Source organism: Paraburkholderia lebeckiae (genome assembly GCF_050436225.1).
GTDB classification, from domain to species: Bacteria; Pseudomonadota; Gammaproteobacteria; order Burkholderiales; family Burkholderiaceae; genus Paraburkholderia; species Paraburkholderia tuberum.
This window is the reverse complement of record NZ_JBNDLU010000003.1, coordinates 158,308-181,068: the sequence shown is the minus strand read 5'-3', so window position 1 is coordinate 181,068 and position 22,761 is coordinate 158,308. Positions and strand designations below refer to the sequence as shown.

16 protein-coding genes and 2 pseudogenes are annotated in these 22,761 nt (G+C 60.6%); 8 read left to right on the top strand and 10 right to left on the bottom strand.

The features are described from left to right. Window positions 1–35: 35 nt before the first annotated feature. Window positions 36–458 carry an ACT domain-containing protein gene (locus OKW45_RS35550; RefSeq protein WP_429473524.1) on the bottom strand — a complete coding sequence of 141 codons (423 nt, stop codon included), beginning with the start codon at window positions 456–458 and terminating at the stop codon, window positions 36–38. Between the two features lie 163 nt (window positions 459–621). Here OKW45_RS35550 and OKW45_RS35545 point away from each other — a divergent pair, with 163 nt between their 5' ends. The 3 genes from OKW45_RS35545 to OKW45_RS35535 all read left to right on the top strand — a co-directional run bounded on the left by OKW45_RS35545 (window position 622) and on the right by OKW45_RS35535 (window position 2,665). Continuing rightward, complete coding sequence (locus OKW45_RS35545; RefSeq protein ID WP_084754273.1) at window positions 622–831, top strand: hypothetical protein; 210 nt, start codon at window positions 622–624, stop codon at window positions 829–831. A gap of 241 nt (window positions 832–1,072) precedes the next feature. After that, window positions 1,073–1,978 carry a S1C family serine protease gene (locus tag OKW45_RS35540; RefSeq protein WP_429473523.1) on the top strand — a complete coding sequence of 302 codons (906 nt, stop codon included), beginning with the start codon at window positions 1,073–1,075 and terminating at the stop codon, window positions 1,976–1,978. Window positions 1,979–1,996: 18 nt separating this feature from the next. Further along, on the top strand, window positions 1,997–2,665 hold the full coding sequence (locus OKW45_RS35535) for a response regulator transcription factor (protein ID WP_429473522.1): 669 nt from the start codon (window positions 1,997–1,999) through the stop codon (window positions 2,663–2,665). Window positions 2,666–2,703: 38 nt separating this feature from the next. On the opposite strand, the gene OKW45_RS35530 is transcribed toward OKW45_RS35535, so the two are convergent. Next, on the bottom strand, window positions 2,704–3,000 hold the full coding sequence (locus tag OKW45_RS35530; RefSeq protein ID WP_429473521.1) for a hypothetical protein: 297 nt from the start codon (window positions 2,998–3,000) through the stop codon (window positions 2,704–2,706). Window positions 3,001–3,112: 112 nt separating this feature from the next. Next, window positions 3,113–4,504 carry an NAD(P)/FAD-dependent oxidoreductase gene (locus tag OKW45_RS35525; protein WP_429473520.1) on the bottom strand — a complete coding sequence of 464 codons (1,392 nt, stop codon included), beginning with the start codon at window positions 4,502–4,504 and terminating at the stop codon, window positions 3,113–3,115. Window positions 4,505–4,623: 119 nt separating this feature from the next. Here OKW45_RS35525 and OKW45_RS35520 point away from each other — a divergent pair, with 119 nt between their 5' ends. The 3 genes from OKW45_RS35520 to OKW45_RS35510 all read left to right on the top strand — a co-directional run bounded on the left by OKW45_RS35520 (window position 4,624) and on the right by OKW45_RS35510 (window position 9,081). Then, entirely contained in the window at window positions 4,624–6,174 is a 1,551-nt protein-coding gene (locus OKW45_RS35520; RefSeq protein WP_429473519.1) for a bifunctional AfsR/SARP family transcriptional regulator/alpha/beta hydrolase, read from the top strand. 402 nt (window positions 6,175–6,576) lie between these two features. Next, window positions 6,577–7,584: a hypothetical protein gene (locus OKW45_RS35515; RefSeq protein ID WP_429473517.1), complete on the top strand. Its 1,008-nt coding sequence runs from the start codon at window positions 6,577–6,579 to the stop codon at window positions 7,582–7,584. 924 nt (window positions 7,585–8,508) lie between these two features. Further along, complete coding sequence (locus OKW45_RS35510) at window positions 8,509–9,081, top strand: phosphatase PAP2 family protein (RefSeq protein ID WP_429473516.1); 573 nt, start codon at window positions 8,509–8,511, stop codon at window positions 9,079–9,081. 673 nt (window positions 9,082–9,754) lie between these two features. Here OKW45_RS35510 and OKW45_RS35505 read toward each other — a convergent pair. The 3 genes from OKW45_RS35505 to OKW45_RS35495 form a co-directional block, all read right to left on the bottom strand. Next, on the bottom strand, window positions 9,755–9,946 hold the full coding sequence (locus OKW45_RS35505) for a hypothetical protein (RefSeq protein ID WP_429473515.1): 192 nt from the start codon (window positions 9,944–9,946) through the stop codon (window positions 9,755–9,757). A 562-nt stretch (window positions 9,947–10,508) separates the two neighbouring features. Beyond that, window positions 10,509–11,603, bottom strand: a complete 1,095-nt coding sequence (locus OKW45_RS35500; protein ID WP_429473514.1) for a phosphoserine transaminase — start codon at window positions 11,601–11,603, stop codon at window positions 10,509–10,511. Further along, a complete protein-coding gene (locus OKW45_RS35495; RefSeq protein WP_429473513.1) occupies window positions 11,603–12,871 on the bottom strand; it encodes an ATP-grasp domain-containing protein in 1,269 nt (422 codons plus the stop codon). The genes OKW45_RS35500 and OKW45_RS35495 overlap by 1 nt, the downstream gene beginning before the upstream one ends. A gap of 602 nt (window positions 12,872–13,473) precedes the next feature. Here OKW45_RS35495 and OKW45_RS35490 point away from each other — a divergent pair. Continuing rightward, window positions 13,474–13,797: pseudogene (locus OKW45_RS35490) on the top strand (glycine zipper 2TM domain-containing protein); the annotation flags it as partial. Between the two features lie 461 nt (window positions 13,798–14,258). Here the strand turns inward: OKW45_RS35490 and OKW45_RS35485 are convergent. From OKW45_RS35485 to OKW45_RS35470, 4 genes and pseudogenes are all read right to left on the bottom strand, one after another. After that, window positions 14,259–15,383, bottom strand: a complete 1,125-nt coding sequence (locus OKW45_RS35485; RefSeq protein ID WP_429473512.1) for a M35 family metalloendopeptidase — start codon at window positions 15,381–15,383, stop codon at window positions 14,259–14,261. A gap of 310 nt (window positions 15,384–15,693) precedes the next feature. After that, on the bottom strand, window positions 15,694–16,371 hold the full coding sequence (locus OKW45_RS35480; protein WP_018422414.1) for a carbonic anhydrase: 678 nt from the start codon (window positions 16,369–16,371) through the stop codon (window positions 15,694–15,696). 10 nt (window positions 16,372–16,381) lie between these two features. Then, window positions 16,382–17,704 (bottom strand): DUF2254 domain-containing protein, encoded by a 1,323-nt coding sequence (locus OKW45_RS35475; protein ID WP_026226144.1) that lies wholly within the window; start codon window positions 17,702–17,704, stop codon window positions 16,382–16,384. 277 nt (window positions 17,705–17,981) lie between these two features. After that, a pseudogene (locus OKW45_RS35470) lies at window positions 17,982–20,748 on the bottom strand (MGH1-like glycoside hydrolase domain-containing protein). A 204-nt stretch (window positions 20,749–20,952) separates the two neighbouring features. Here OKW45_RS35470 and OKW45_RS35465 point away from each other — a divergent pair. After that, window positions 20,953–22,674 (top strand): dihydroxy-acid dehydratase, encoded by a 1,722-nt coding sequence (locus OKW45_RS35465; protein ID WP_429473511.1) that lies wholly within the window; start codon window positions 20,953–20,955, stop codon window positions 22,672–22,674. Window positions 22,675–22,761 lie beyond the last annotated feature (87 nt).

Below are 22,761 nucleotides of genomic sequence, written 5' to 3'. Positions count from 1 at the left end.
AGCGCCAAGCCGGTTCGCAGTCCGGTACGGGTACTTCAGGCCCTTTGTAGAACGTCAATCGCCTTTTCGGCATCGTCCAACGAGTCGACCGCGAGATACGCAATGAACTGCGTGCCAAGTACAGCGGCCGAGACGCCGCGAAGGTTGATCCCCCCATCCGCCAGCATCTGGGTCAATTGCGCGATGATGCCCAACTGGTCCAGACCCATTACACGGATGGAGTGAAGGCTCGGGCTGACGCTGAACCCCGCCTGTGTGGCGGCACGGCTCGCACTGTCTCCCTGTATCGGAGCGACAAACACGACTCCCTTCCCCGATGCCTCTGGCGTTCGACGTGCCACGACGAACTGCAAGTCGACACCAGCATCCCGCAAGACGCTTAAAACTTTCGCAAGACCTCCCGGTTTGTCGTCGATGGTAGCTGCCCACACCTCGACACGCTCCACGCTCAGTTCCATGGCAATCCCTCCCGGCACGGACCTCATTAGAAAAATCTACTTCACGAACGGCACATGGGCAAGGACTGTCGGACTACGCGCCGGTTGGCGATCCGCGTCCAACTTGCTGCTACTGAGCATCTGTATCAAGATCAAGTCGCCTCATCACAAACAGGCGACTCTCATGACAGACGATCCCGATGGCGATCCTGCTACCGATCCCGACAAACTGAAAGGCCCAGGCGGCATGAGTTTGAGGCAGATCCACGAACAGGTGCAGAAGTCCGTCCAGCGCGACTGCGAAGCGCAAACTGCGCGCCACGCGCCCGCTCCACCGCAAAGCCGCTGGCAGCGGTGGGTTCGCTATGTATGGGGCCGTAGCGGGCGGCGCTAACCGCAGTGTGATCAGGGACGTGCCGGTCGCAGTCCAGACTCGTTGCATCGTGAAGTCCGCGCTGAATCCACCCGGCTACCCATTTGGGTGGTGTGCGCCCCCCGTCGTTCTGTCATTGTGAACCCGTCGTCATAACGCTAGCTGGACAGGCGAGCAAACGTCGACGCGAAGCACTGGCAGGACGCACGCAATTGACAGGGGGCTTGAAATGGAAACCACATCCTCGAGCGGAAATCCTTTGATGGATCTCTCGGACAATCTGGCAGACATCGTCGCGCGAGTCGGGCGGAGTGTCGTAGCAGTACACGGCCGACATCGCATGCCGTCGAGTGGCGTAATCTGGCGACGTGGCGTCGTCGTGACGGCTGCACACACGCTCAGGCGTGAGGACGGCATTGAAGTCACATTGACCGACGGCCGTACGGTCGCCGCAGTCCTCGCGGGCCTGGATCTCGGGTCCGACGTCGGCGTGCTGAAACTGGACGGCGTGGACCTCGACCCGATCGGTTCCGGCGACGCCCACTCACTGAAGCCGGGTCATCTTGCGCTCGCCGTCGCACGTGCGGACGATTCCGGCGTCAGCGCTGATTTTGGCGTGATCGGCAGCATAGGTGGTCCTTGGCGCACGTGGAAAGGCGGACAACTCGATGCATTCGTGCGACTGGACGGCGGTCTGCGCCCGGGTTTCTCCGGGGCGGCGCTCGCGGACATGCGCGGGCAGGTCATCGGCATCTGCACCTCGGCGCTGATGCGCGGCGCCGGCATCGTGATTCCGGGGATGACCGTGGAGCGCGTCACCGATGAACTGTTGGCTAAAGGGCGCGTCTCGCGGGGCTACCTTGGTGTCGGCACGCAGCGGGTCGGCCTGCTGGACGCCTGGGTCAATAAAATGAATCTGTCGTTCAGCAGTGGATTGCTGATCAATTCGCTTGCGCCGGGCGGCCCTGCGGAGCGGGCGGGCGTGCTGATAGGCGATGTACTGATCGAACTGGACGGCAAGCCTTGCCGCGACATGGGTGACGTAAGTGCGGCGCTGGGCTCCGCAAGCGTTGGGCAGCAGTTGCACATCGCCTTGATCCGAGGCGGCGAACGCCACGCGTGTTCGGTAACGGTGGGCGAACGGCCCCAACGGAATTCGTGCAGATGACGTCCGGGAAGCGACTAAATGTCGGATGGACAGACGATACGAAGGGCGCCTTTACGGGTCGTAGTGATTGCGGCATCGTGGCAAGAGCGCGCAAGCCTGCAAGCGCTTGTCGAGGCGAACGCGGCACTTGAGTTCCTGGGTAGCGCGGCCGACGTCGAAAAGCTCGTCGATTGCCTCGCCGGATCGGTGCCGGATGTGGTCGTCACCGACATCGCGCCGGAGGCGAGCGATGCGCTCAAGACGCTACTCGAACTCTCGCCCGTGTCGCCGTCGCTCGTCCTGTTGAGCGACGACCCGGACAGCGACTGGATCCTCGATGCGTTGCCGGCCGATGCCGTGGCTATCCTGCCGCGCAACGCGATACCAGCTGAAATCGTCGTGTCCATCGAAGCCGTCGCCGCAGGCCTTTGCGTGCTGACGCCCGACATCCTCGCAAGGCTACTGGCCGAAACAAGACCGTCGCGCCAGAAGGGATCCGGCGAACCGTTCGAAGCCTTGACGTTACGAGAGATCGAAGTGCTGGCGATGCTCGCCGACGGACTCGGCAACAAGGAGATCGCGCGGCACCTCGACATCTCGGACAACACGGTGAAATTCCACCTCTCGTCAATCTTCGGCAAACTCGGTGCGACCAACCGCACCGAAGCGGTGATGCTCGGCATGCGGCACGGATTCATCATGGTGTAGACAAGCTCGCGTTTCTCTACCCAGGACACCAGACGACGTCATGCTCGAACGTTTTCCACCAACGTGGCAATCTGCACGAACTCGACATCAGGTCGTACACCGTAGAGACCGGTTACCCGGTCGAGCAGCTCATCGGTGAAGAAAGCGTTGGCTGCGTCCTCTGATTCCCAAACGTAGAAGTTCGTGGCCTCACGTTTGGCGGAATTGAGCGTGAAAGCCTTTGAACGTAGCCCTGGCATTCCTTCAAACCTTGCACGTGCGGTCTCAGCAATCGTCCGCACGGCTCGTTCATCGAAATTGTCGCCGTAGCGAAACGTAACGAATACACCGATCATGTCGTACTCCTTTGGAGGCTGTTATCAACATTAGCTTCGACGGAAGAGTCCGTCTCGACGAGAACTGCACGCGCTCGGATTCGCGAATGCAGGTGTGGCCGCTCTTTCTGGGTTACGTCAGTTCAATACGCTTGTTGTCAGGCGGCTCGCTCGATCGCGGGCGAGAAAGCGGTAGCGCAGACCTCCGGTTGCCTCGCCAGACGCGCCAGGCAATGGCCGGGCTCAGCAGCGACGGCGGCGGGACCATCAGGTTGACTACCTTCAGAAACGCGGTTGCCAGCGTGCTGTCGCGGGTTGCGGCAACGTGAAGCCAGCCGATGTACCAGTTGATGAAACGCAGCATCGGCGGCCGCGGGCCCTTGACGAGCGGATTGCGAAGGTCGTTGCCAACCGCGATGTCCCACGCGATGTCGACGATTTTCGCGGCCTGCCCGAAGAACCGCCGCGCAAGATCGTTCGAGCCCGCGCAACGCAGACACCGCTGCAGCGTCAGCGCCTCTTGCGCCGCGACCGTCATGCCCTGTCCGTAGACCGGATTGAAGCTGCAGATAGCGTCACCGAAAACCAGGTAATTCCCGGGAAAGCGTGCAAGCGTCTCGTACCGGCGCCGCAGACTGTAGACGTAGCGGTAGCGCCTGTAGCCGCTCAACGGCTCCGCTGTGGCGACAACGTCATGAATTTCCATGGTCGGCAGCGTCGCCAGATACGCGAGAAAGCCCTCATCGTTGTCGGGCGCCTCGTCGCCGAGAACCCCGCCGGTACTGACGATCCAGCTGTCGCTCTCCTGTGCGAGTATGACGCCGTTGCGCCAGTTCGGCTCACTCCCGGCGACGACGATGCCGAGCTTGCCGTCAAGATCAGTCGGCCGACGTCGATAGGTCCGGGTGGTGTAGCCGATGCCGACCTCGACCTTCTCGCTGACGGGAGGTAGGTAGCCGAGCTCTTCGAGCCACATCGCGCTGGACGAGCCGCGTCCAGTCGCATCGACGACAAGGTCCGCGTCGACGGTCTCTTCGGGTCTGCCTTCGGCGCGTATGCGCACACCTGTCACGCGCTCGCGGGCGGAGTCGCTGGCGAGCCCTCGCACTGCGCAATTCTCGATGGCGCGCACGTTCGGCATTTCCAGGAGCCGCCGTCGCAGATGGCCTTCGAGCACGGGACGGCTCGCAAGCAGACCGGTCAGGTCGCTTTTGCCATTGGCAAGCGTGACGTTGCGTCCGATCCAGAGCAGATCGTTAGCGACATCGCCGAGCAACCCGCCGCTTTCCGCGACGACTTCATTGTTATATCCGGGAAAGAATTCCTCGAGCACCGCGCTGCCGCGGGCAAGAAGCCCATGAGTGTGACGACCCTGCGGGACGCCTTTGCGCCAGGTGTCCGCTGCCGGAAATGCATCCCGTTCGAGCACGGTCACGGTGGAATAGAAATCCGATAGCGCGCGTGCGGCCAGCAGCCCACCCATTCCGCCGCCTATCACGATCGCATGCTTACCCAGGTTCTTCATGGCAAAGCCTCCAGTGCGATCCGCCGCAATGAGCGCAGCGATGATCGTCTGCCGTGCATGGTAGGATCGACGCGTCCCCTGAGCGTCCCCTGGACGCCGTCATGGAGGGTCGCGCTACGATGGCTTTATTCAGCGTGCGGACGCTTGGTTTTCCGGAGATCCGTCGGGACGACCAGCCGTGTCCGATAGGCTTGCGCAAAGGCCTGGCCCTGCTGGTCTATCTGGCGGAAGCGAAGGGCCCAGTCGGGCGCGACGTCGTCGCGACGATGTTGTGGCCGGATAGTGGCGAAGATGTCGTCCGGGTTCGGCTGCGGCGCCTCATGTACCGCCTCCAGCTCACGCTGGGCGACGACGTCCTGACCACCGACCGGTCGACGCTTCGATGGTCATCAGCGACCGACCTGCAAATTGATTCGCAACTGTTCGAGCAAGCCTGTGACGTCGGCGAGTTCGAGCGGGCATGCCGTCACTATCCCGGCGACTTTCTCGAGGGCTTTTCGCCTGGCGATTGCCCGCAGTTCGACGAGTGGGCTTTCTTTCGCCGTGAGGCCTTGCGGGGCAGGGCGATCCACGCGCTGGAACGGGTGGTGCAGGACAGGCATGCGGCCGGCGACTACGCGGCTGCGGCTGTGCACGCCGGCCGTCTCGTTCAGCTGGACCCATTCAGCGAAGCGTATGCGCGGCACCTCATCCGCAATCTCCTGCTCGCCGGGGACCGGGCTACGGCCGAGCGCCACTTCGATGCCTTGACCCAGCGCCTTCGCGACGCGCTCGATGTGGCGCCCGAAACCGAGACCCGTGAGCTGCTGAACGCCGCCACCACGCTGCCGATCGAGGCCCCGCCGCCGACGCGCTATGTCTCGGGCGGCGGCGTCCATCTCGCGTTCCAGACCTACGGCACCGGCCGCATCGATATCCTGCTGCTGCCTGGATTCGTGTCCCACGTCGAACGGGTTTGGGAGGAACCCCGCTGCCGGACGTTCCTGTCCTCTCTCGCTGAGATGGGCCGGCTCATCCTGCTCGATCGTCGCGGCATCGGGCTTTCCGACCGTGTCGGGTTCAAGCCTGGCGTCGACGCAACCGCGCAGGACATCGGCACGGTGCTCGACGCCGCCGCGAGCCGCCGGGTGGTGCTGTTCGGTGCGTCCGAGGGCGGACCGGCATGCATCAAATTTGCCGCTGATCACCCCGATCGAGTCACTGGCCTCGTCCTGTTCGGCTCGCTGGCCAAGGGAAGCGCGACGCCAGACTATCCGCACGCGCTGCAGGCTAGTCAGTATGACGTGTGGCTCCAGCAACTCGTCGCAGCTTGGGGCGGGCCTGCGGGCATCGAAACGTTCGCGCCGAGCCTGTCTCGCGATCCTCAGGCGAGAGCCTGGTGGGCGGGCTTGCTTCGGGCCGCGTCGAGCCCTGGCGCCATCAAGGGTGTGCTCGAGGCGTTGCGCGATACGGATGTGCGGGATCTGCTGGGTCGGATTTCAACTCCGGCTCTGGTGCTGCACCGTCACGACGACCACGCCGTTCGAATTGGCGCTGGCCGGCATCTTGCCAGCCACATCGCACACGCGCGATACGTCGAACTCGACGGCGCCGATCACTGGGTTTTCGCGGGCGACCAGAGAGCCGTCCTCGCCAGCGTCAGACAATTTGTCGGCAGTCTCGCCGCATGACTGAAAATGAACATGCTGGGGTTGCCGCAATGCGTCGAGGCTCAACACGCGCGACCTCATGGATCCCGCGCACGATTTTGCTAACCGGCGTTTTGGGGCAGCGTCGATCCTTCATCGCACCGCCCGACCTCGTATGGCCTGCAGGAGGCACCCGGAATGGCTCATGACCGGATTACCAAGCAGCAGCTCGACCAATTCAAGGGACTGCAACGACTGTATGCCAGCAACCAGGATTTCGATTTCGGCTGGTGGTGTGCATATTTCTGGAAGGAAGCGCGTGCGTCGGGCGGCCGGCTAGATGCGGGTGACGAGAAACTCAAGGCATTGTTTGTCAAGGTCTGTCGCGATCCGACACTGCCGACAATGAACTTCGTTCAGCGCAAGGCGGCCGGCGCGACCATTGTGGTCCAGCAGGCCGCATCCTGGCCCGACACCGACGCCGACAAACGGGCGGTCCTGGAACTCGCCCTCGAGATCGGCTTCAAAGACATGCCGGGCGGCCCGGCAACCGGGGGCATTCCGCGCGGCCTCGAGGTGCGGCGCTACTTCCGCAACAAGCTGCGGCTGAGGACGGCGGGCGGTGGCCGCCTGATCCTACCGATCGGATGCCGGGGCGAAGGGCGCGACTTCGCGACGGTCAGGGAGCACGGTGGCGCGCTCAACCGAGTCGATCTCGGCCTCAACAACATGGGACAGCCGTGGCATCCATTCAGCCATGCACCGCACAAGGACCGGATGTACTTCCGGATCGCGTCGGGTGACAACTGCCTGTTCTCGGTGCTGAGCGTCGCCGAGACCATGAAGCTTTCGGTCGGTTTTCCGCTGATCGAGGACGAGCAGATCTTCAAATTTCCGTCTGCTCTGATCATGCACTGGACTCGAAGCCAACTGGAACAGGCACGCGCTAACGACGTGTCGCTGGCCTGCGTCACCTGCACGGTCAACGGCACGCAGCGCACCGGCGTGTTCCTGGCCACGCAGTCGTACGCCTATTCATTTAAGGTGCTGGGCGACGCGGTGCACACCCAGGACTTTCTCGAAAACGAAATGGGCGGCGTGCAGGACCAGTGCACCGAGCGCGGCGTGCGCGAGGTGGCGCTGCAAGATTTTCTGTTCGGTCTGAAGCTGCGCCGGATTCATCTCGGCCCGACGCGCGGACATGGCGTGATTGCCTTTATCGAACAGGTGCGCTACCAGATCGGCGGCGACTGGCACGAGAACGTCGAGCGCGCTCTGTATGCCCAGCATCATTTCGACAGTGACAGGCAGGCGCCGATGCCGTGCTCGATCCGCTCGAAGCGCAGATACAGGTCGGGCGCATCGAAGGCGAACGTCTGGTTGACGGCAACGCGATCCAGATCCAGTCGATCGACCAGTGGGCGCTCAGCTACGAGCAGTTCCGCCAGGTAATCGACGAGCCGCGCAATCAGCATTTCGGCCAACCTGTGTACTTCGGCGCGACGAGCTGACGTCGAAGATGCCGGTTCTTCCTTGCGAGCCACCCAGACCGTGCCGCGGTACATCGCGGATGTACCGCAACGCGAAGATCACTCGCCGGGCACGCAGCACCTTGCCGATCCCACCTTGCGCTCGCAGATTCTCGACCGAAGGAATGTCTGCGAATACTGAAAGACCTGCGTTGGGATCGACGTACACGTTCGCTTTTCACCACGCTACCTATTGCGCGGGCGTTGTATGTGGGGTTGTACTAACCATAGACCACGCTGTGGCAGAAGCCGGCCATCAACGGTCGTTGGCCCCTGCGGTCATACGGACGCTCGAACGTCGGGTTTGCGTTCGGCAACAGACAAACCAAACCTACCGCTACCGCACCACATCTCGACCCTACCAGTCGATTTCTGCCTTTGGCGTCGATAGTAATCGCGAAGCAGACCTGGGAGCGCCGCAGTGCCGGTGCCATCACACCGGTTCAGCCAGGAAGCATGATTTGCTCCTACCGTAAACGCGAACACCGCTCGGACTGCGTGGCCGGGCAAGCGGCGACAACCAGGAAGTTAGTGCGTAGGCAGCTCGCGTAATGCCGTCCCGTAACTTCCATTGATGCACAAGGGCGACCTGGCCACGAATATCAGAGCCAATTCGCAGCCACGGTGGAGGTACGCCGCTAGGCCGCTTTCCTACGATTCGTAGCTGTGGTGTATCGTCAGGGCATGTGCGTTGCGCCTGGCACGTTGGAATGTAGTCTGGCAGTTCCTCTCTTTGTTCGATTGCGTCAAGGGCTGACCGGTAATCCCGACTTTTTCGCGTGAGGTCCATATGAGAGCGTCCACTTCTGGACTGACGGTAGGAGCGAGACGGTGGGGTGCCGCCGCGATGACGGCGTTGGCTTTTTCGGGCGCATATGCTGGCGGGATCGACCGCAAGGTGGCTCTGGATCAGAGCGGCATATGGAACCGCAACGTTCAGCTCGGACTTGAATACGCCGTGATCGCCACGACGGTCGGTGGATCTCTGTGGCTGGGGAACGACAACGAACTGGGCCATACCTTCTGGCAAACGGCCGACGCTACGGCGATATCGGCGGTCGCTGCGCAAGGCATGAAGTACGCATTCGGTCGCCAGCGGCCCAACGCGGGCCAGGGACCCAACCAATGGTTCAGCGGCGGACAGAGTTTTCCAAGTGGCGAAGTCACCCTTCAGGCGAGTTTTGTGACGCCGTTCATCGTCAACTATGGTCGGCGTGATCCGTGGGTATGGGGACTGGAATTTTTGCCGCTCTACGATTCGATTGCACGCGTGAAAAGCCAGGCACATTGGCAGACTGACGTTCTCGCTGGCTGGGCGCTCGGCACGGCGGTCGGATACCTGAGCACGACATGGCAGACACCCTTGTTCGTCCAGATTCTCCCGCACGGTTTTACAGTTGGCTTTGCGAAGCGGTTTTAGCCCGGGCTGTGAATCGGACGAGTGGTGTGCAAGTGAAGGTGCGGCCGCAAGTGGCTGTTATGGTCCTTGAAGCTGCCGGTTAGCCGACGCATGTTCAGCCGCCCGTTGTGGGTCGGTGTTAGGACCTTCATGGTTTAAAGCGGAAGATCGGGGTCGTCAGAACTTCGGAACGGCACATGTCGTCGCTTCGTTGTCGCGATAACGCGGATTATCTTCGCAACAGTGCGCCGTTAAACGCCCTCATGATAGGCAGGGTTATCTTTACAGCGCGATTCGCGCGACGTTTTTTTGCTGAGACCTGACGTCGAGGCTCATCCCTGCGGTCGTTTCGGGCCATGCAATGCACGAACGCGCGCATCGCCATTAAATACAATGGCGCTACGCATGCACGGGAAACCCGGCAACCGGCGTCCCCAACCGAGGCTCGGAAAGCACTACACCCGACCCGTTTGACCCGCGCCGTGTCGAGCACAAGACCCGCAACGCGGCGCAAAAAACGGGACGAATGCGAAGTGATGCCGGCGAGAGAATCGGTTTCATGGCTGATATCTATGGGCGCAGTGAACTGACGCTCCCGCTACGTCGCGCATGAGGCTCCGCCCGGGACAGTGCGTGCTTCATGTCGGCCTGCTGGCCAGAGACGACGCATGATTGACGGCAGTATCGTCCCCATCTAAAACCCGAGCCCGACGCCGACGCCTCCGAAACCACTCCCACCGAAACTGCCTGTCCCGATCCCGATGCCGAAACTGGGGGGCGGCGCATAATAGCCGGGCGCGTCGCCGTAGCCGTAGTAGGGCGGCTGGGCAGCGACGCAACCGCCAATACCGAACGCTAAAGCCAGGATGCCAAGTAGCTTGATCATGACACGCTCCCTTCCATCAGCAGTACATGGACATCGCGAGCAAGATCCGGTCCCTCGTTGGCCGTCCCCGAGGCAGCGACATTCCGCGCATGCATGCGTCGCCCGAATAGCCCTCCGATCAAACGTCCAAGAGCGATTTTTTGCATCGAGCCATCGAGCCAACTTGTTTCGTCAATGATCGCACCGCCGACCGAAAGATTGAGATGGGGTGAGCTGCGATGTTCGCGGTCCGTCTCAGTACGGCCAGTTTCTGCCGCTCGACCGCATTTTCGAGCGCTCATTCGAACGACTGCTCCACTTCGTGACCCGCCGGATACTCAACGCGGACTCCTCGGCCAATGCCGACCTTGGGGCAGGCTGGATTCTACGTCGGCAATGTGATGGATTGCCGACGGTAGCGGCGTCGAGCAGCCGGGCGACAGCTTCCGGCATCGCGAACTCACACTCCCGACCCACTTCGGACTCTAAACCAGACGCCACCTAATCGGCAGCTTTTTGGGGTGCAGCGGTCGTTTATTCCTTCGAGTCGCACGCACGTCAACGTGAGAACCGGCATTGCTGTTCAGGCCCGCTGCATACTGAATTCCGTTAGTGCGTTTGCCAGAATGTCCACGGCTTGCTCTGTAACGGCGTTGTATAGAGACGCACGCAATCCGCCAATTGAACGGTGCCCCTCTAGTCCAACGATACCCTGTTCACGAGCCGCCCCGATAAACGCATCGCCGAGCCGAGAATCACCGAATTTAAAAGCCACGTTCATTTGTGAGCGCCAGCGACGGTCCGCGTGGACGGTCACGACCCCCTCCAAAGCGTCCAGCGTGTCATACAGCCGCCGCGCCTTTCTCTCATTGATGCTTTGCATCTCGTGCAGACCGCCAACATCGAAGCGCAGCCAGCGCGTAATCAACGTCAGCACATAGATCGCGAATACCGGCGGCGTGTTGTAGTTGGAACCGTGCGAGACGTGGGTGCGAAAATCGAGGATCGCCGGCAAGCCGTCGGGGATCCGTTCAAGCAGCGAACGCTTGATTACCGCTACCGTTACCCCAGCCGGACCCAGGTTCTTCTGGGCGTGAGCATAAATCATCGAGTATGCGTCTGGCCGAATGGGCTTCGACAGAAAATCGGACGACATGTCCGCAATCAGCGGTACCTGCGTCGCCTCTTCACAAACCGGAAATTGCAAACCTTCCACGGTCTCGTTCGACACGTAGTGCAGATAGGCGGCAGAGCCGGAGATGTCCAGTTTATCGAGGACGGGCAACTGCCGGTAGCCCGTCGCGTGGCCGTCCCACGCAACTTTCCTCTCAGTCACCTTGGCCGCCTCCGAGGTCGCCCGACCGCTCCAGTAGCCGGACGTCACATATTCGGGCGGGGCGAATCCTTTCGCGGCAAAATTCATCGGGATCATCGCGAACTGCAGACTACTGCCGCCCTGCTGAAAGGTAATGGCGTAGTCGTCGGATATACCGAGCAGAACGCGCAGATTCTGTTCCGCTTCGTCCAGTATGGAGCGAAACCAGTCCGAGCGATGGCTCATGCCGAGTACCGAGATGCCGGTTTCCGGTAACGCGGTAATCGCTATGCGCGTCTGTTCCAGCACCGTTTCAGGGAGCGCTCCGGGACCACCGGAAAAATTCAATGCATTGGACTTCACTATGCCTCCGAGGCCAGCCGTTGGATTTTGTATGCGTTCGCGGCCGCGCGGCGCAGCATTTCATGAAAGGCGTCGGCAACCCGGCGAATTTGCGGAACCTTATAAGGAAAAATGCTCTGGTCGTCCAAGTCATGCACAACCATGCCCGTCGCGATCTCGAATATGAGCAGCCGGCCATCGCTCGTTTCAGCGCAATCGAATCCTACGTAATCGAGACCGGTCAATTCCGCGACGTTGCGAAACGCCTCGCGGTGACGCACAGCAAAATCGGTGTCAAAGCTCGCCATCAGGTGCGATTCTTCCTCTCGCCGGTCGGGATGCGTCGACATTTCCGCGTAAGGGTAGTGAACCATCCATTCCTTCGAGATGCCCATATGGCACACGAATGGCGTTCCCTCGATCATCACGATCCGGTATTTGCGAAACAGACCGTCGGCGCTGCTGTAGTCGATAAAAGGCGCCATGTAATATTCCACGGCGTCAGACTCAGCCATGTAGCGCGCGAGTTCCTGAGCGTCGGACACTTTCGCCAGACCTTGTCCGGCGTGCGATCCTATCGGCCGTATGATGAGTGGATAATTTGCGCCGAGTACCTCGGACAACTGCAACGCTCCCGAAGCCGCTTCGTTGACCCGCTCGCGGGAAAGGCGCACCGTGTGGGCCATACAGATACCGGGGGCAGCGCCCAGCAGAGCATAGGCGGTGTCACGCATTGTCTTCGCAATGTGTTCGGACCGGTTTAGTACGCGGCAACCCGTCCCGCTCGTCAGCGACGCGATTTGGGCAAGAACGCCCGCGGTTTCATCCGACGCGCATGCCGCAACGAAGATAACGTCGTGCTCGGGCAACTCGGCATCCCCCAGCGGCCGCGTGTCGACATACAGGACCTCTATCTGCAGGTCGGCGTTCTCAAGCAGGCACTCAAAAGGCGTGTTCGCCATCAGATCGCCCGGAGCCTTGAGCACCAGCACCTTCAAAGGAGGCTTGATCGTCTGGGCGCTCTTTAACCGATAATGTCTGGTCATTTGAAGCGCTTGCTGCTGGACGGCGAGAGCGGCCGCCTTCTGGTATTTCAATTGCAACACCAGCGACAAATCAAGCAGAGCGTACGGGTCGTCATGGCGCTTTATGTGCTCGAGCAGGCTTTCCCCCAGCGGCGTCAGATCGCTCCCAGCCGTTGCCGCCCGGAGCAACGCAGCCAGTCCCAGTGGCTGATGCGTCGATGGAAGGCCGGCATCACCCGTTAATTCAGTTCGAACAGTATTCATGAATGGCGCGTTTCAGTGGAGCGATACCCGGGGCGAAAGAATGCGCTCGCCGGCATTACTTTTACGTTCACTCAGGTCATTGACGGTGGGTGTCAGTCGGGATGCGGGTACACGCCGGCATTTCGCCGATGTAGCCGACTTCTTCCTCGAACCATGCTTCTGGCATCGGCCCGGATGTCGTTGCTTTACAGTCCGCGGGAATCGCGACAGCACTCGATGTGTTGGCTACGAGGGACAATCTGGCCGAGCTCGCGCGTCGCTTTGCAATTGACATGTATCTTTTCCTTCGATAGAAACGTCAGGATTTTGTAACCCAAAACGTGTCCGACATACTGCATTAACCCCAATGTGCAGCCCATGATACGAGCTTGGGGCTGAACCAAACGAGGGAAAAGAGGGGCGATTGACCACCTATTCAGAGGACTTTGAGGCGACGACAGGTCAACTGTGACCGTTTCCGTCCTTAAACTCAAGCATGGTTTACGACCCGCAGTGTGCATCTCACGGGGCTGACCGCTGTTAGCGGCAATCCTGAATAGGCGGGTGGATCTGCGGCTTCCCGGCGACTTCCCATGCTGTCCAACCAATTGGGAAGGGCGACGAATGCAGGTGAAGTCGTCGCGGTCAACGCAGTCCAAACACAAGAGCCGACCACCGGGCTCGGCGCAGTAGGCGGTTCGGTGGCAGGCGGGCTGCTGGGCAACCAGGTTGGTCAAGGGTGCGGCCGTGTTCTGGCGACGATAGCGGGTGCAGTTGGCGGTGGCCTTGCGGGTAACGGTATCGAACATGCCGTACGCAAAGATGCCACCTGCCAGGTGCAAGTCAGAATGCAGGATGGCAGTTATCGAAACTTCAACCACGACATGCAGCCTACCGTTCAGGTTGGTGAGCGTGTGCGTGTCTATGGCGATTCGCTGAGTGCTTAGTAAGCACGCAGCGAACCGGAGGGCACAGTGCCTTACAAACGGTTACCAGGCTGACACTTCACGTTTATTTGCCCACTAGAGCAACACATATGGCTACGGATACGAATACAACGACGACCGAGACAGGCACTGGCAACCATGACCATGGTTGGCACAGGGGCTGGGAGCACCATCATCATCACTGGGACGATGACGAATAATCTGGCACTGCACCCAATTCGCGATATCGCAGCGTTGTGCTGACGACGCCGAAGCCTCGTTCTATCTGACCAAGTGCTTACGCCTTTGCTGTAACAGTGAGGGGCTCGCGATCAATGGAACGGAAGGTGCACTAAGCGCTGGCCGTTCGCTTGATCGCCTGAAGGCGGGAGACCCGCTCGATGCGCCGCTCAACAGTGCATAAGGGCCCCTTCTCAACCATCCAAACAGCGGGCGGCTAAATGCAGTCGACTGCGCAACCGTCAGCCGAATGCATCCTCAACGAACGATGCATAACTCTGCGCATTGGCGAGCACGCGCGGTCCGAAATCCCTATTCCTTGCGAGCGCCCGGCATCGGCCTGGCATAAATGCCTGGTCGACGTCTATCGTCCCGGCCAGTGCATGAGTGAACTCGTGAATAAGGCCCGCGCCACGGCTAATGCTCATCCCGTCATGAATCACCTGTTGTTCGAGACTGAAGAAGTCGATCGCCAGGTGTATGTTTATTTTCCCGTCACGGCGAACTGTCTTGAGGTCGGGTGCATAGGCCCGGACATTGGGGATGACGCTGCCGCCACCGTAATAGAGGCGCACTGGCCTCATCTGGATGCCCTTCCAGACGCATTGCAGCACCGCGCGCACCAACGCGCTTCTGGTTTGACTACCGGACAACCCCAGTTCTGAGCCGCCTTGGAATCCAAGCGCCGCGACATCCACTTTGTCGTCTGGATTACCGAAATAGCTGGTGAATGTTTCCTTGTACTGTTCCGGTATGCCGGACGAAGCGTGCAAAAGCCGCTGATGCATCAACGTCAGCAGATCGGTGGCGCTCTCGAAGGCATTTTCCGCGCCGAGGATGAAAGTCGTTTGAACACTTTCGAAGCCGATCGACACACTGCTGAAGTTCTTCAACTGCAGACTTGGAAATCGCGTCGACTGGAAGACATCGCCCGTCGACAGAAGAATTTTCAACCGCATCTCGAGGTCGAGAATATCGCGCCTTTCCAGAATGGGTTTAGCCTTTCTGAGCGTATCCTCATCGAGATTCAGGACGATCGACATCGCCAGCAGCATCGCCGCGACGGCGATTCTCTTAGGATTGTCCGGTGTAGAAAGCAGCGTGCTTTCGCGCCGTAGACCGCAAACCTCCAGAGGATCGGTAATCAACTCACCCGCCTTCCTGACTGATGCGCCCCCCGCGTTTTCCCATCGGGAGACCTTTTTCTCGTGGTACTGCTGCAAGTCACGAAATTTTCCGGGACTGCCGTCAAAGCCCTCGATGCCGCCGGGTGGCGCATGCTTTTTGATGTATGTCCACAGCGTGTTCAAATCGGTCATGTAGGCCTCGTCAGTGTGAGTCAATGCCGTTGCCAACAGGCGCTGCATGCCACGTTCTGGCAACCAGAACTGCGCTTGCCACAAAGTTCGGTGATCGCATTTCGACTTCAACCACTCCCATATCTCATCTCCATGCCGACTGCGAAACATCGCCCGTTTTCATGCATGCAGGTTCCGTACGCGCGCCTCTTAAGATCCGACGCATGAACTGTAGATAGCAATATTCGCGGTGACATGTTCTTCTGCCAGAAAGTGTGCGGAAGCGAACATTGAAACAGAACTTGCCGTCTGCATCGCGACGCAGGGATTGCATTGGTCGCTAGCGACATGCCGGTTCCATTGCGGGCTTCGCAAACCGTCATCTCGCCCGTGCGGCAAGGCGCTCAATCATCCGATCAGCCATTGTGCGATCGATGACTGCGAATGAGCGGCTCGTGCGCTCATAGGCATACATTGCGCCCGTCGCGATGTCGAACCACCAGCCGCTCAGTACGAGTGCCCCGGCAGTGACTTGCTGGCGGACGATCGGGTAGGTCATCAAGTGCTCGAGTTGCACGAGTACGTTGAGTTGCGACAATTGATCGTGCGCTTTCAGGCTGTCGTCGAGCGGACCTTCCTGTTCGAGGCGAAACGCTGCGTTGTTGGCGTGGCATAGCCATTTATCGAGGTTTGGCGATTTCAGCTTGGCGTTCCTGGAGAACACGGCCTTCATCGCGCCGCACTCCGAATGTCCGCACACGACAATATTCGCGACTTTCAACACCAGCACGGCATATTCGATCGCGCTTGCCTCGGAAAGATCTCCGGTAGAGACGCCCTCCGCAGTCGCCGGTGGTATCAGATTGCCCACGTTGCGCATCGTAAAGAGATCGCCGGGATGGGTTGATGCAAGCAGATCCGGCACGACCCGGCTGTCCGAGCACGTTATGAAGAGCGCATCAGGTGTCTGCGCGAGCGCGAGTTTGCTGAACTGCTGCGCGTATTGCGGCAGCATTTTCTCCCGGAATTCAACGATGCCCATGATGAGTTTTCGCATGGTTTGCCTCTCAAACGATGGGTTGCCTTGCTGTCGAGCTTTCCGAGCCACCAAGCCCTTGCGAGTCGGGGATACGGGCCAGCGCCAGGTCCTCCGGAAATGGATGCTTCGAGCCGATCGCACGGTCCAGCAGAGTCAGCTCGACACGCAAGGCGTCGTGACGATGCTCCGGCAAGCACTGGAGGAGATTCTCTATCGCCGCGCGCTGACGCCGCGCGATCTGAATGCTGCCCGCGCCGTACTGACGTATCTCGCGGAAACTGATATGCACGAAATCTTCCCAGTTCGGCGTTCGATAGATGACGCGCACAAGTCCGGACTTATCCGTTAACTCTTCGGTGTACAAAGACCGTTTTCCGACTACACGCAATAGCCGCTGCAACTGATCGATGGCCAACACGGCCGTTGTTGGATCGTTGATCGCAGCCGACAACGCTTTCAGCGCAATATCAACAAGAATGCGAAACGCGAACATAGGATCGTGTTCCATCGTGCGTTCGGTCCCAAAAGCAACCAGGGTACGCAGCCGGTTTTCATCGATTGCGTCAGAGTCTCCGTACAAATAAAACAAGGGTTCGTCCACCGCGACAAAATCGCCGACTTGCGGCACGAATTCGATAACCGAGTTAGTGCGCCTCGCCTTGGCGACAAGTCTTTCGAGATTCACGGCCAGAACGATGCCGGATGTACCGCTATGGCGAACAATGCGGCCAGGGACGCCTCGCTCATGGTCAAGTCTTGGCGGGGTGATTCGGCCAGTCGTTGGGTCGGGATAGACGCTTTCGATGACCGCGATCCCATGCTTCCCAACCCGAGCCACGAGGCTTACCGGACGCAGGCATTTCGCCGCGTAATCAATCAGGAAAAGGAATGCGACGACGGAAGCGAATCCGAATAGCGCTGCAATGAATACCTGAAGCTGATGCACCTCGCTGTCACCCATCCAGCCCAGGGTCCTGTTGGCGAACAGAAGCGTGAATACGAACAATCCCGAGATGCTGCGGATCACGTTATCGCGCAGCAATGTCGTCGCGATGATCCGCGGGGTATATTGACCGCCGGCGACCTGGATTGCGACGAGCAGCGAACCGAAGGTAAACACCAGAAACGCCAGGTCTGCGGAAACGATGTCGCCGACAAGTGACCGCGCTCCAGTCATGGACAGCGCAAAAAGGCCGGTTTTCGGATCGAGGATGTCGTGTCCGATCAGCCACCTTCCCAGCATTTCAGTGAGCGGCTTTACCACGGCATAGATCGCTACCGCGACGAGCGGTACCGTCCACAGGGAAGATCTGAGGTAACTCTTCAAGCTGTACCAGCGGTTCCAGTCCATGTTTGCGCTCTTCCTACGATTCATACGGCAGCGGAGGCCGAAACGTTCGCGGTTCGCCTTTGACCATGTAGAGGAAACTTCCCGGTGGGGTGCGAGCATGTCTTCGCTTACCCGTGGGGTCGCGTCTTCCGGTGGCCACGTGGACCCTCCCGAAACAATAAGACACGTGACCTTCAGGTCGGTCAATCAGACTTTGGTCCGATAGGTCGACGACATAGAGTTTCGGGAATCGCGTCTCGATCGATTCCGGATTTGATTCCGGATTTTCGATGCCCGTCTATCGCGCCATCGCGGGCTGCGCGTCTTCGGCAACTGGCGAGCCTGCCCGCACGTTTTCGGCAGCGGTATCGGACGCCACGTGGGCCAGCTTCATCAGACGCGGCTGTAGCAGCAGCGCGACGAGACCGCTCCAGCCGCTCTGGTGCGAAGCGCCGACGCCACGTCCGCTGTCGCCGTGAAAGTACTCGTGGAACAGCACGAGATCGGACGAGCGCGGGTCGGCCTGCAACAGCGGATAAGCCGTCATCACGGGCCGCACGCCGTGCTCGTCCTTGAGAAAGAGGGTAGTGACACGCCGCGCGAGACCGTCGGCGATCTCGCTGAGCGAGCACGGGTTTCCCGATCCCGTTGGATATTCGATGCGGAACTCGTCGCCGTAGTAGCGATGGAATTCATACAGCGATTCGATCAGCAGATAGTTGACGGGCATCCACACAGGCCCGCGCCAGTTCGAATTGCCGCCGAATACGCGCGAATCCGATTCGGCCGGCTGATAAGCGATGCAGACGTGCGCGCCGCCATGATCGAACTCGTACGGTGTATCGCGGTGCACGCGTGACAGCGCGCGCACGCCGTGATCGGACAGAAATTCGTCTTCGTCGAGCGCGCGGCGCAGCAATGCCGTCATCCGGTATCCGCGCAGTAGCGAGAGCAGCGTGGTGTTGCCTTTGCCGGGTTCGGTCCAACGCGATACGAGTTTGGCCAGATTGGGCCGGTGATCGAGAAACCACGCGAGCCGTTCCCGCAGGCCGGGCAGGTGGCCGTATATGCGTTCTTCGAGCACATGCACGGCGAACAACGGAATCAGGCCGACGATCGAGCGAACGCGCATCGGCACACGGGTTCCATCTGGAAGATGCAGTACGTCATAAAAGAATTCGTCGTGACCGTCCCATAGCCCCGTTCTGCAACCTTCGCTGCAACCGACGGCTTCTGCGATATACAGGAAATGCTCAAAAAACTTCACCGCGATTTCGACGTACGCGTTGTTCGTCATCGCGAGCTCGAGTCCGATCTGCATCAGGTCGAGCGCATACGAGGCCATCCAGGCGGTGCCGTCCGCCTGGTCGATGCGGCCGCCCCGTCGGCAGCGGGGAAGAGCGGTCGAAGATGCCGACGTTGTCTAGCCCGAGAAAGCCGCCCTGGAAGATGTTGCGGTCGTCTGCATCCTTGCGGTTGACCCACCACGAAAAGTTCAGCAGCAACTTGTGGAACATTACCTCGAGAAACTTGTGGTCACCGACGCCCGTGACTTCACGGTCGAGTTCGTACACGCGCCATGTCGCCCATGCATGAACGGGCGGATTCGCGTCGCCGAATGCCCATTCGTAGGCGGGCAACTGCCCGTTCGGGTGCATGTAGCGTTCCTTCACGAGCAGCAGCAACTGTTTCTTCGCGAAGTCGGGGTCCATCATTGCGAACGCGGCGGCATGAAACGCGAGATCCCAGGACGCGTACCACGGGTACTCCCACTTGTCCGGCATCGATACGACGTCGCCGTTGCACATATGCCGCCAGTCGGCGTTGCGCCCGTGCCGGCGTCCTTTCGGCGGCTTCGGCTGGCCGGGGTCGCCGTCGTGCCAGCGCGTCACGTCGAACTGGTAATACTGCTTCGTCCACAGCATGCCGGCGAGCGCCTGGCGTTGCACGAGCCGCGCATCGGCGTCGCTGATGTCGTGCTGGAGCGCGGCGTAAAACTCATCGGCCTCCGCGATCCGGCGCGCGAACAGCGCTTCGAAGTCGAGCGGCACGTCGTCGCGCGTGATGCCCGGTAGTGCCGCCGGACGCCAGCGCAGATACAGCACCGCGCGCTCGTGCGGCGCGAGCGACAGGGCCACATGAGCGGCGGCGCGGGTGCCCGCGTCGCGGCGTATCGCGTGCTCGTCGCCATCGACGAGGTAATCGTTGAAGCCATCCTTGAACGGGCCTGCGCCGGCGATGCCGAAAAGGCGGCGGACGTTGGTTTCGTTTTCGCAGAACAGCCATTCGATCGGCTGCGGCGCCGAGCCCGTGACGATCATCGTGCCCAGCGCGGGATTGTGCGCGATCACGCGCGCGCCCTCGGCGGACGCCGGCTCGAGCGTGAGCGACGGCTTGCCGGGCTTGCCTGACCACGCCCAGCGGTTGCGCGCCCAGAAGAGCGGCAGCACATGCAGTGACGCGGGCTGATCCGCGCGATTTTCGACGGTTACCCGCATCACGATGTCGTCGGGTGTGTGCTTCGCGTACTCGACCCAGACGTCGAAATAGCGATCGTCGTCGAACACGCCCGTATCGAGGATTTCGTATTCGGGCTGATCGGCGCCGCGCCGGCCGTTTTCCTCGATCAGGTCCTGATACGGGTACGCATCGTGGGGGTATTTGTACAGCATCTTCATGTACGAGTGCGTCGGCGTGCCATCGACGTAGAAGTAAAGCTCCTTCACGTCCTCGCCGTGATTGCCTTGCGCATTGGTCAAGCCAAACAGCCGCTCCTTCAGGATGGGGTCGCGCCCGTTCCAGAGCGCGAGCGACACGCACCAGTCGAGCGGGTCGTTGCCGAATCCGGCAATGCCGTCCTCGCCCCAGCGGTACATGCGGCTGCGCGCATGATCGTGGGGGAAATACTCCCATGCGGTTCCGTAGTCGCTGTAGTCTTCGCGAACGGTGCCCCACTGCCGATCGCTCAGATAAGGCCCCCAGCGGCGCCAGCAGTCGAGGTCCTGGCCATGCAGGCGGAATCCTTCCTTCGAATGGAGCAGATCGTTTGCGCGTAGCGATGACATGTGACCTCCCAAATCGGGATCGACCGTCGAGCACGTTCAGTGCGTGAGTCCCTGCCCATCCCGTCACGCGTGCGTCGCCGGGCGGTATCTGGATGATAGGCGTCGTTTAGACTTATCGAGGTCGGAGTCCGCCTCGTCCCTGAATTCATCTGACGTTTCTTTCGCTATATCGTCGCTGCATCGCCTGATCGTAAGGAATTGGAAATGAATCAAAAACCGCGTGGCTTCGACAATGGCCTGACGAACTACGGTGATCACGACTTCGCGCGCTATCTGCGCCGGTCGTTTGCCAAATCGATGGGTTACACCGGCGAATCGCTCGACAAGCCGATCGTCGGGATCTGCACCTCGGAGAGCGGTTTCAATAACTGCCATCGCCACTTTCCCGAAATGATCAAGGCGGTCGAGCGCGGCGTGCTCACGGCGGGCGCATTGCCGGTCGTATTTCCGGTGATTTCGCTTGGCGAGGTCTTCCTTTCGCCGACTTCGCTGGTCTATCGCAATCTGATGGCGATGGCCGTCGAGGAAATGATTCGTGCCCAGCCGATGGATGCAGTGGTGATGCTAGGCGGATGCGACAAAACCGTGCCGGCGATGTTGATGGGCGCAATTTCCGCGGAGCTGCCCGCAGCAATGGTGGTGGCCGGTCCGATGATGACCGGGCGACATCGCGGCGAGCGGCTTGGCGCGTGCACGGACTGCCGGCGCTTCTGGTCGAATTTCCGCGCGGGGAAAGTCTCGGCGCAGGAGATCAGGCAAGTGGAGGGGCGTCTGGCGGTCACGGCGGGAACGTGCGCGGTCATGGGCACGGCGTCGACCATGGCGCTGATCGCGGAAACGCTAGGCATGATGCTGCCCGGTTCGGCGGCGATTCCGGCCGTGCACGCGGATCGTCTGCGCAATTGCGAAGAAACCGGAGCGCTGGTTGCGCGCATGGCCCTCAGTGGCGGACCGAAACCGGCCGAGATCGTGACGCCCGCGTCGATGCGCAATGCCTTGCGCGTGCTGCTCGCGGTCTCCGGTTCGACCAACGCCGTGATTCATCTGGCGGCGATTGCTGGTCGTATCGGACTGAAGATCGATTACGACGAGTTCAACCGGCTGTCTGATGAAACGCCCGTACTTGTGGATCTCAAGCCGGTAGGCAACGGCTACATGGAGGATTTCCATGCAGCCGGCGGGCTGGAGGGCGTTCTGCGCGGACTGATGCCCCAACTCGATGTGACGTGTCGCGATATCGCCGGGCAGAGTCTCGAGGAGCGTTTGAACAAGCCGCTTGCCGATCCGATCGATACGGCCGTGATCCGCTCGACGGAGAAACCGGTCAGTCCCGAGGGCGGACTGATTGTTCTGAACGGTAGTCTGGCGCCGGGCGGTGCGGTTCTGAAGCGCGCCGCCGCTACTCCCGAACTGCTCGAACATGAAGGGCGTGCCGTGGTATTTACCTCGCTCGAAGATCTGGCCGCGCGCATCGACGACCCTGATCTGGACGTTCGCGCGGACGACATTCTCGTATTGCAGAACGCGGGGCCGCGCAGTGCTTCAGGCATGCCCGAGGCCGGCTATCTGCCGATTCCGCAGAAACTTGCGCGGGCGGGGGTGAAGGACATGGTGAGGATTTCGGATGCGCGCATGTCGGGCACGGCGTACGGGACCATCGTGCTTCACGTGACGCCAGAAGCGGCGCTCGGTGGCCCGCTGGCGCTGGTGCGCAACGGCGACCGCATCCGGCTCTCGGCGCGGGACAAGCGGATCGATCTACTGGTTGACGAGGTCGAGCTGGCGCATCGTGCCACTGAGATTCGTCCGGCAGAAGGGACATATGCGCGCGGTTACCAGCGGCTCTATCACGATCACGTGCTCTCTGCCGCGGCAGGGTGCGACTTTGATTTCCTCACCGCATTTCCTTCCGAAGACCTTAAGTAGCGGGTGCTTTTTCAACTCCCTGACCGAAGTGCCCGCGCGACTCGATCTGTTCGGCGCCTGATCAAGCGCAAACGACGAAGAGTTCAT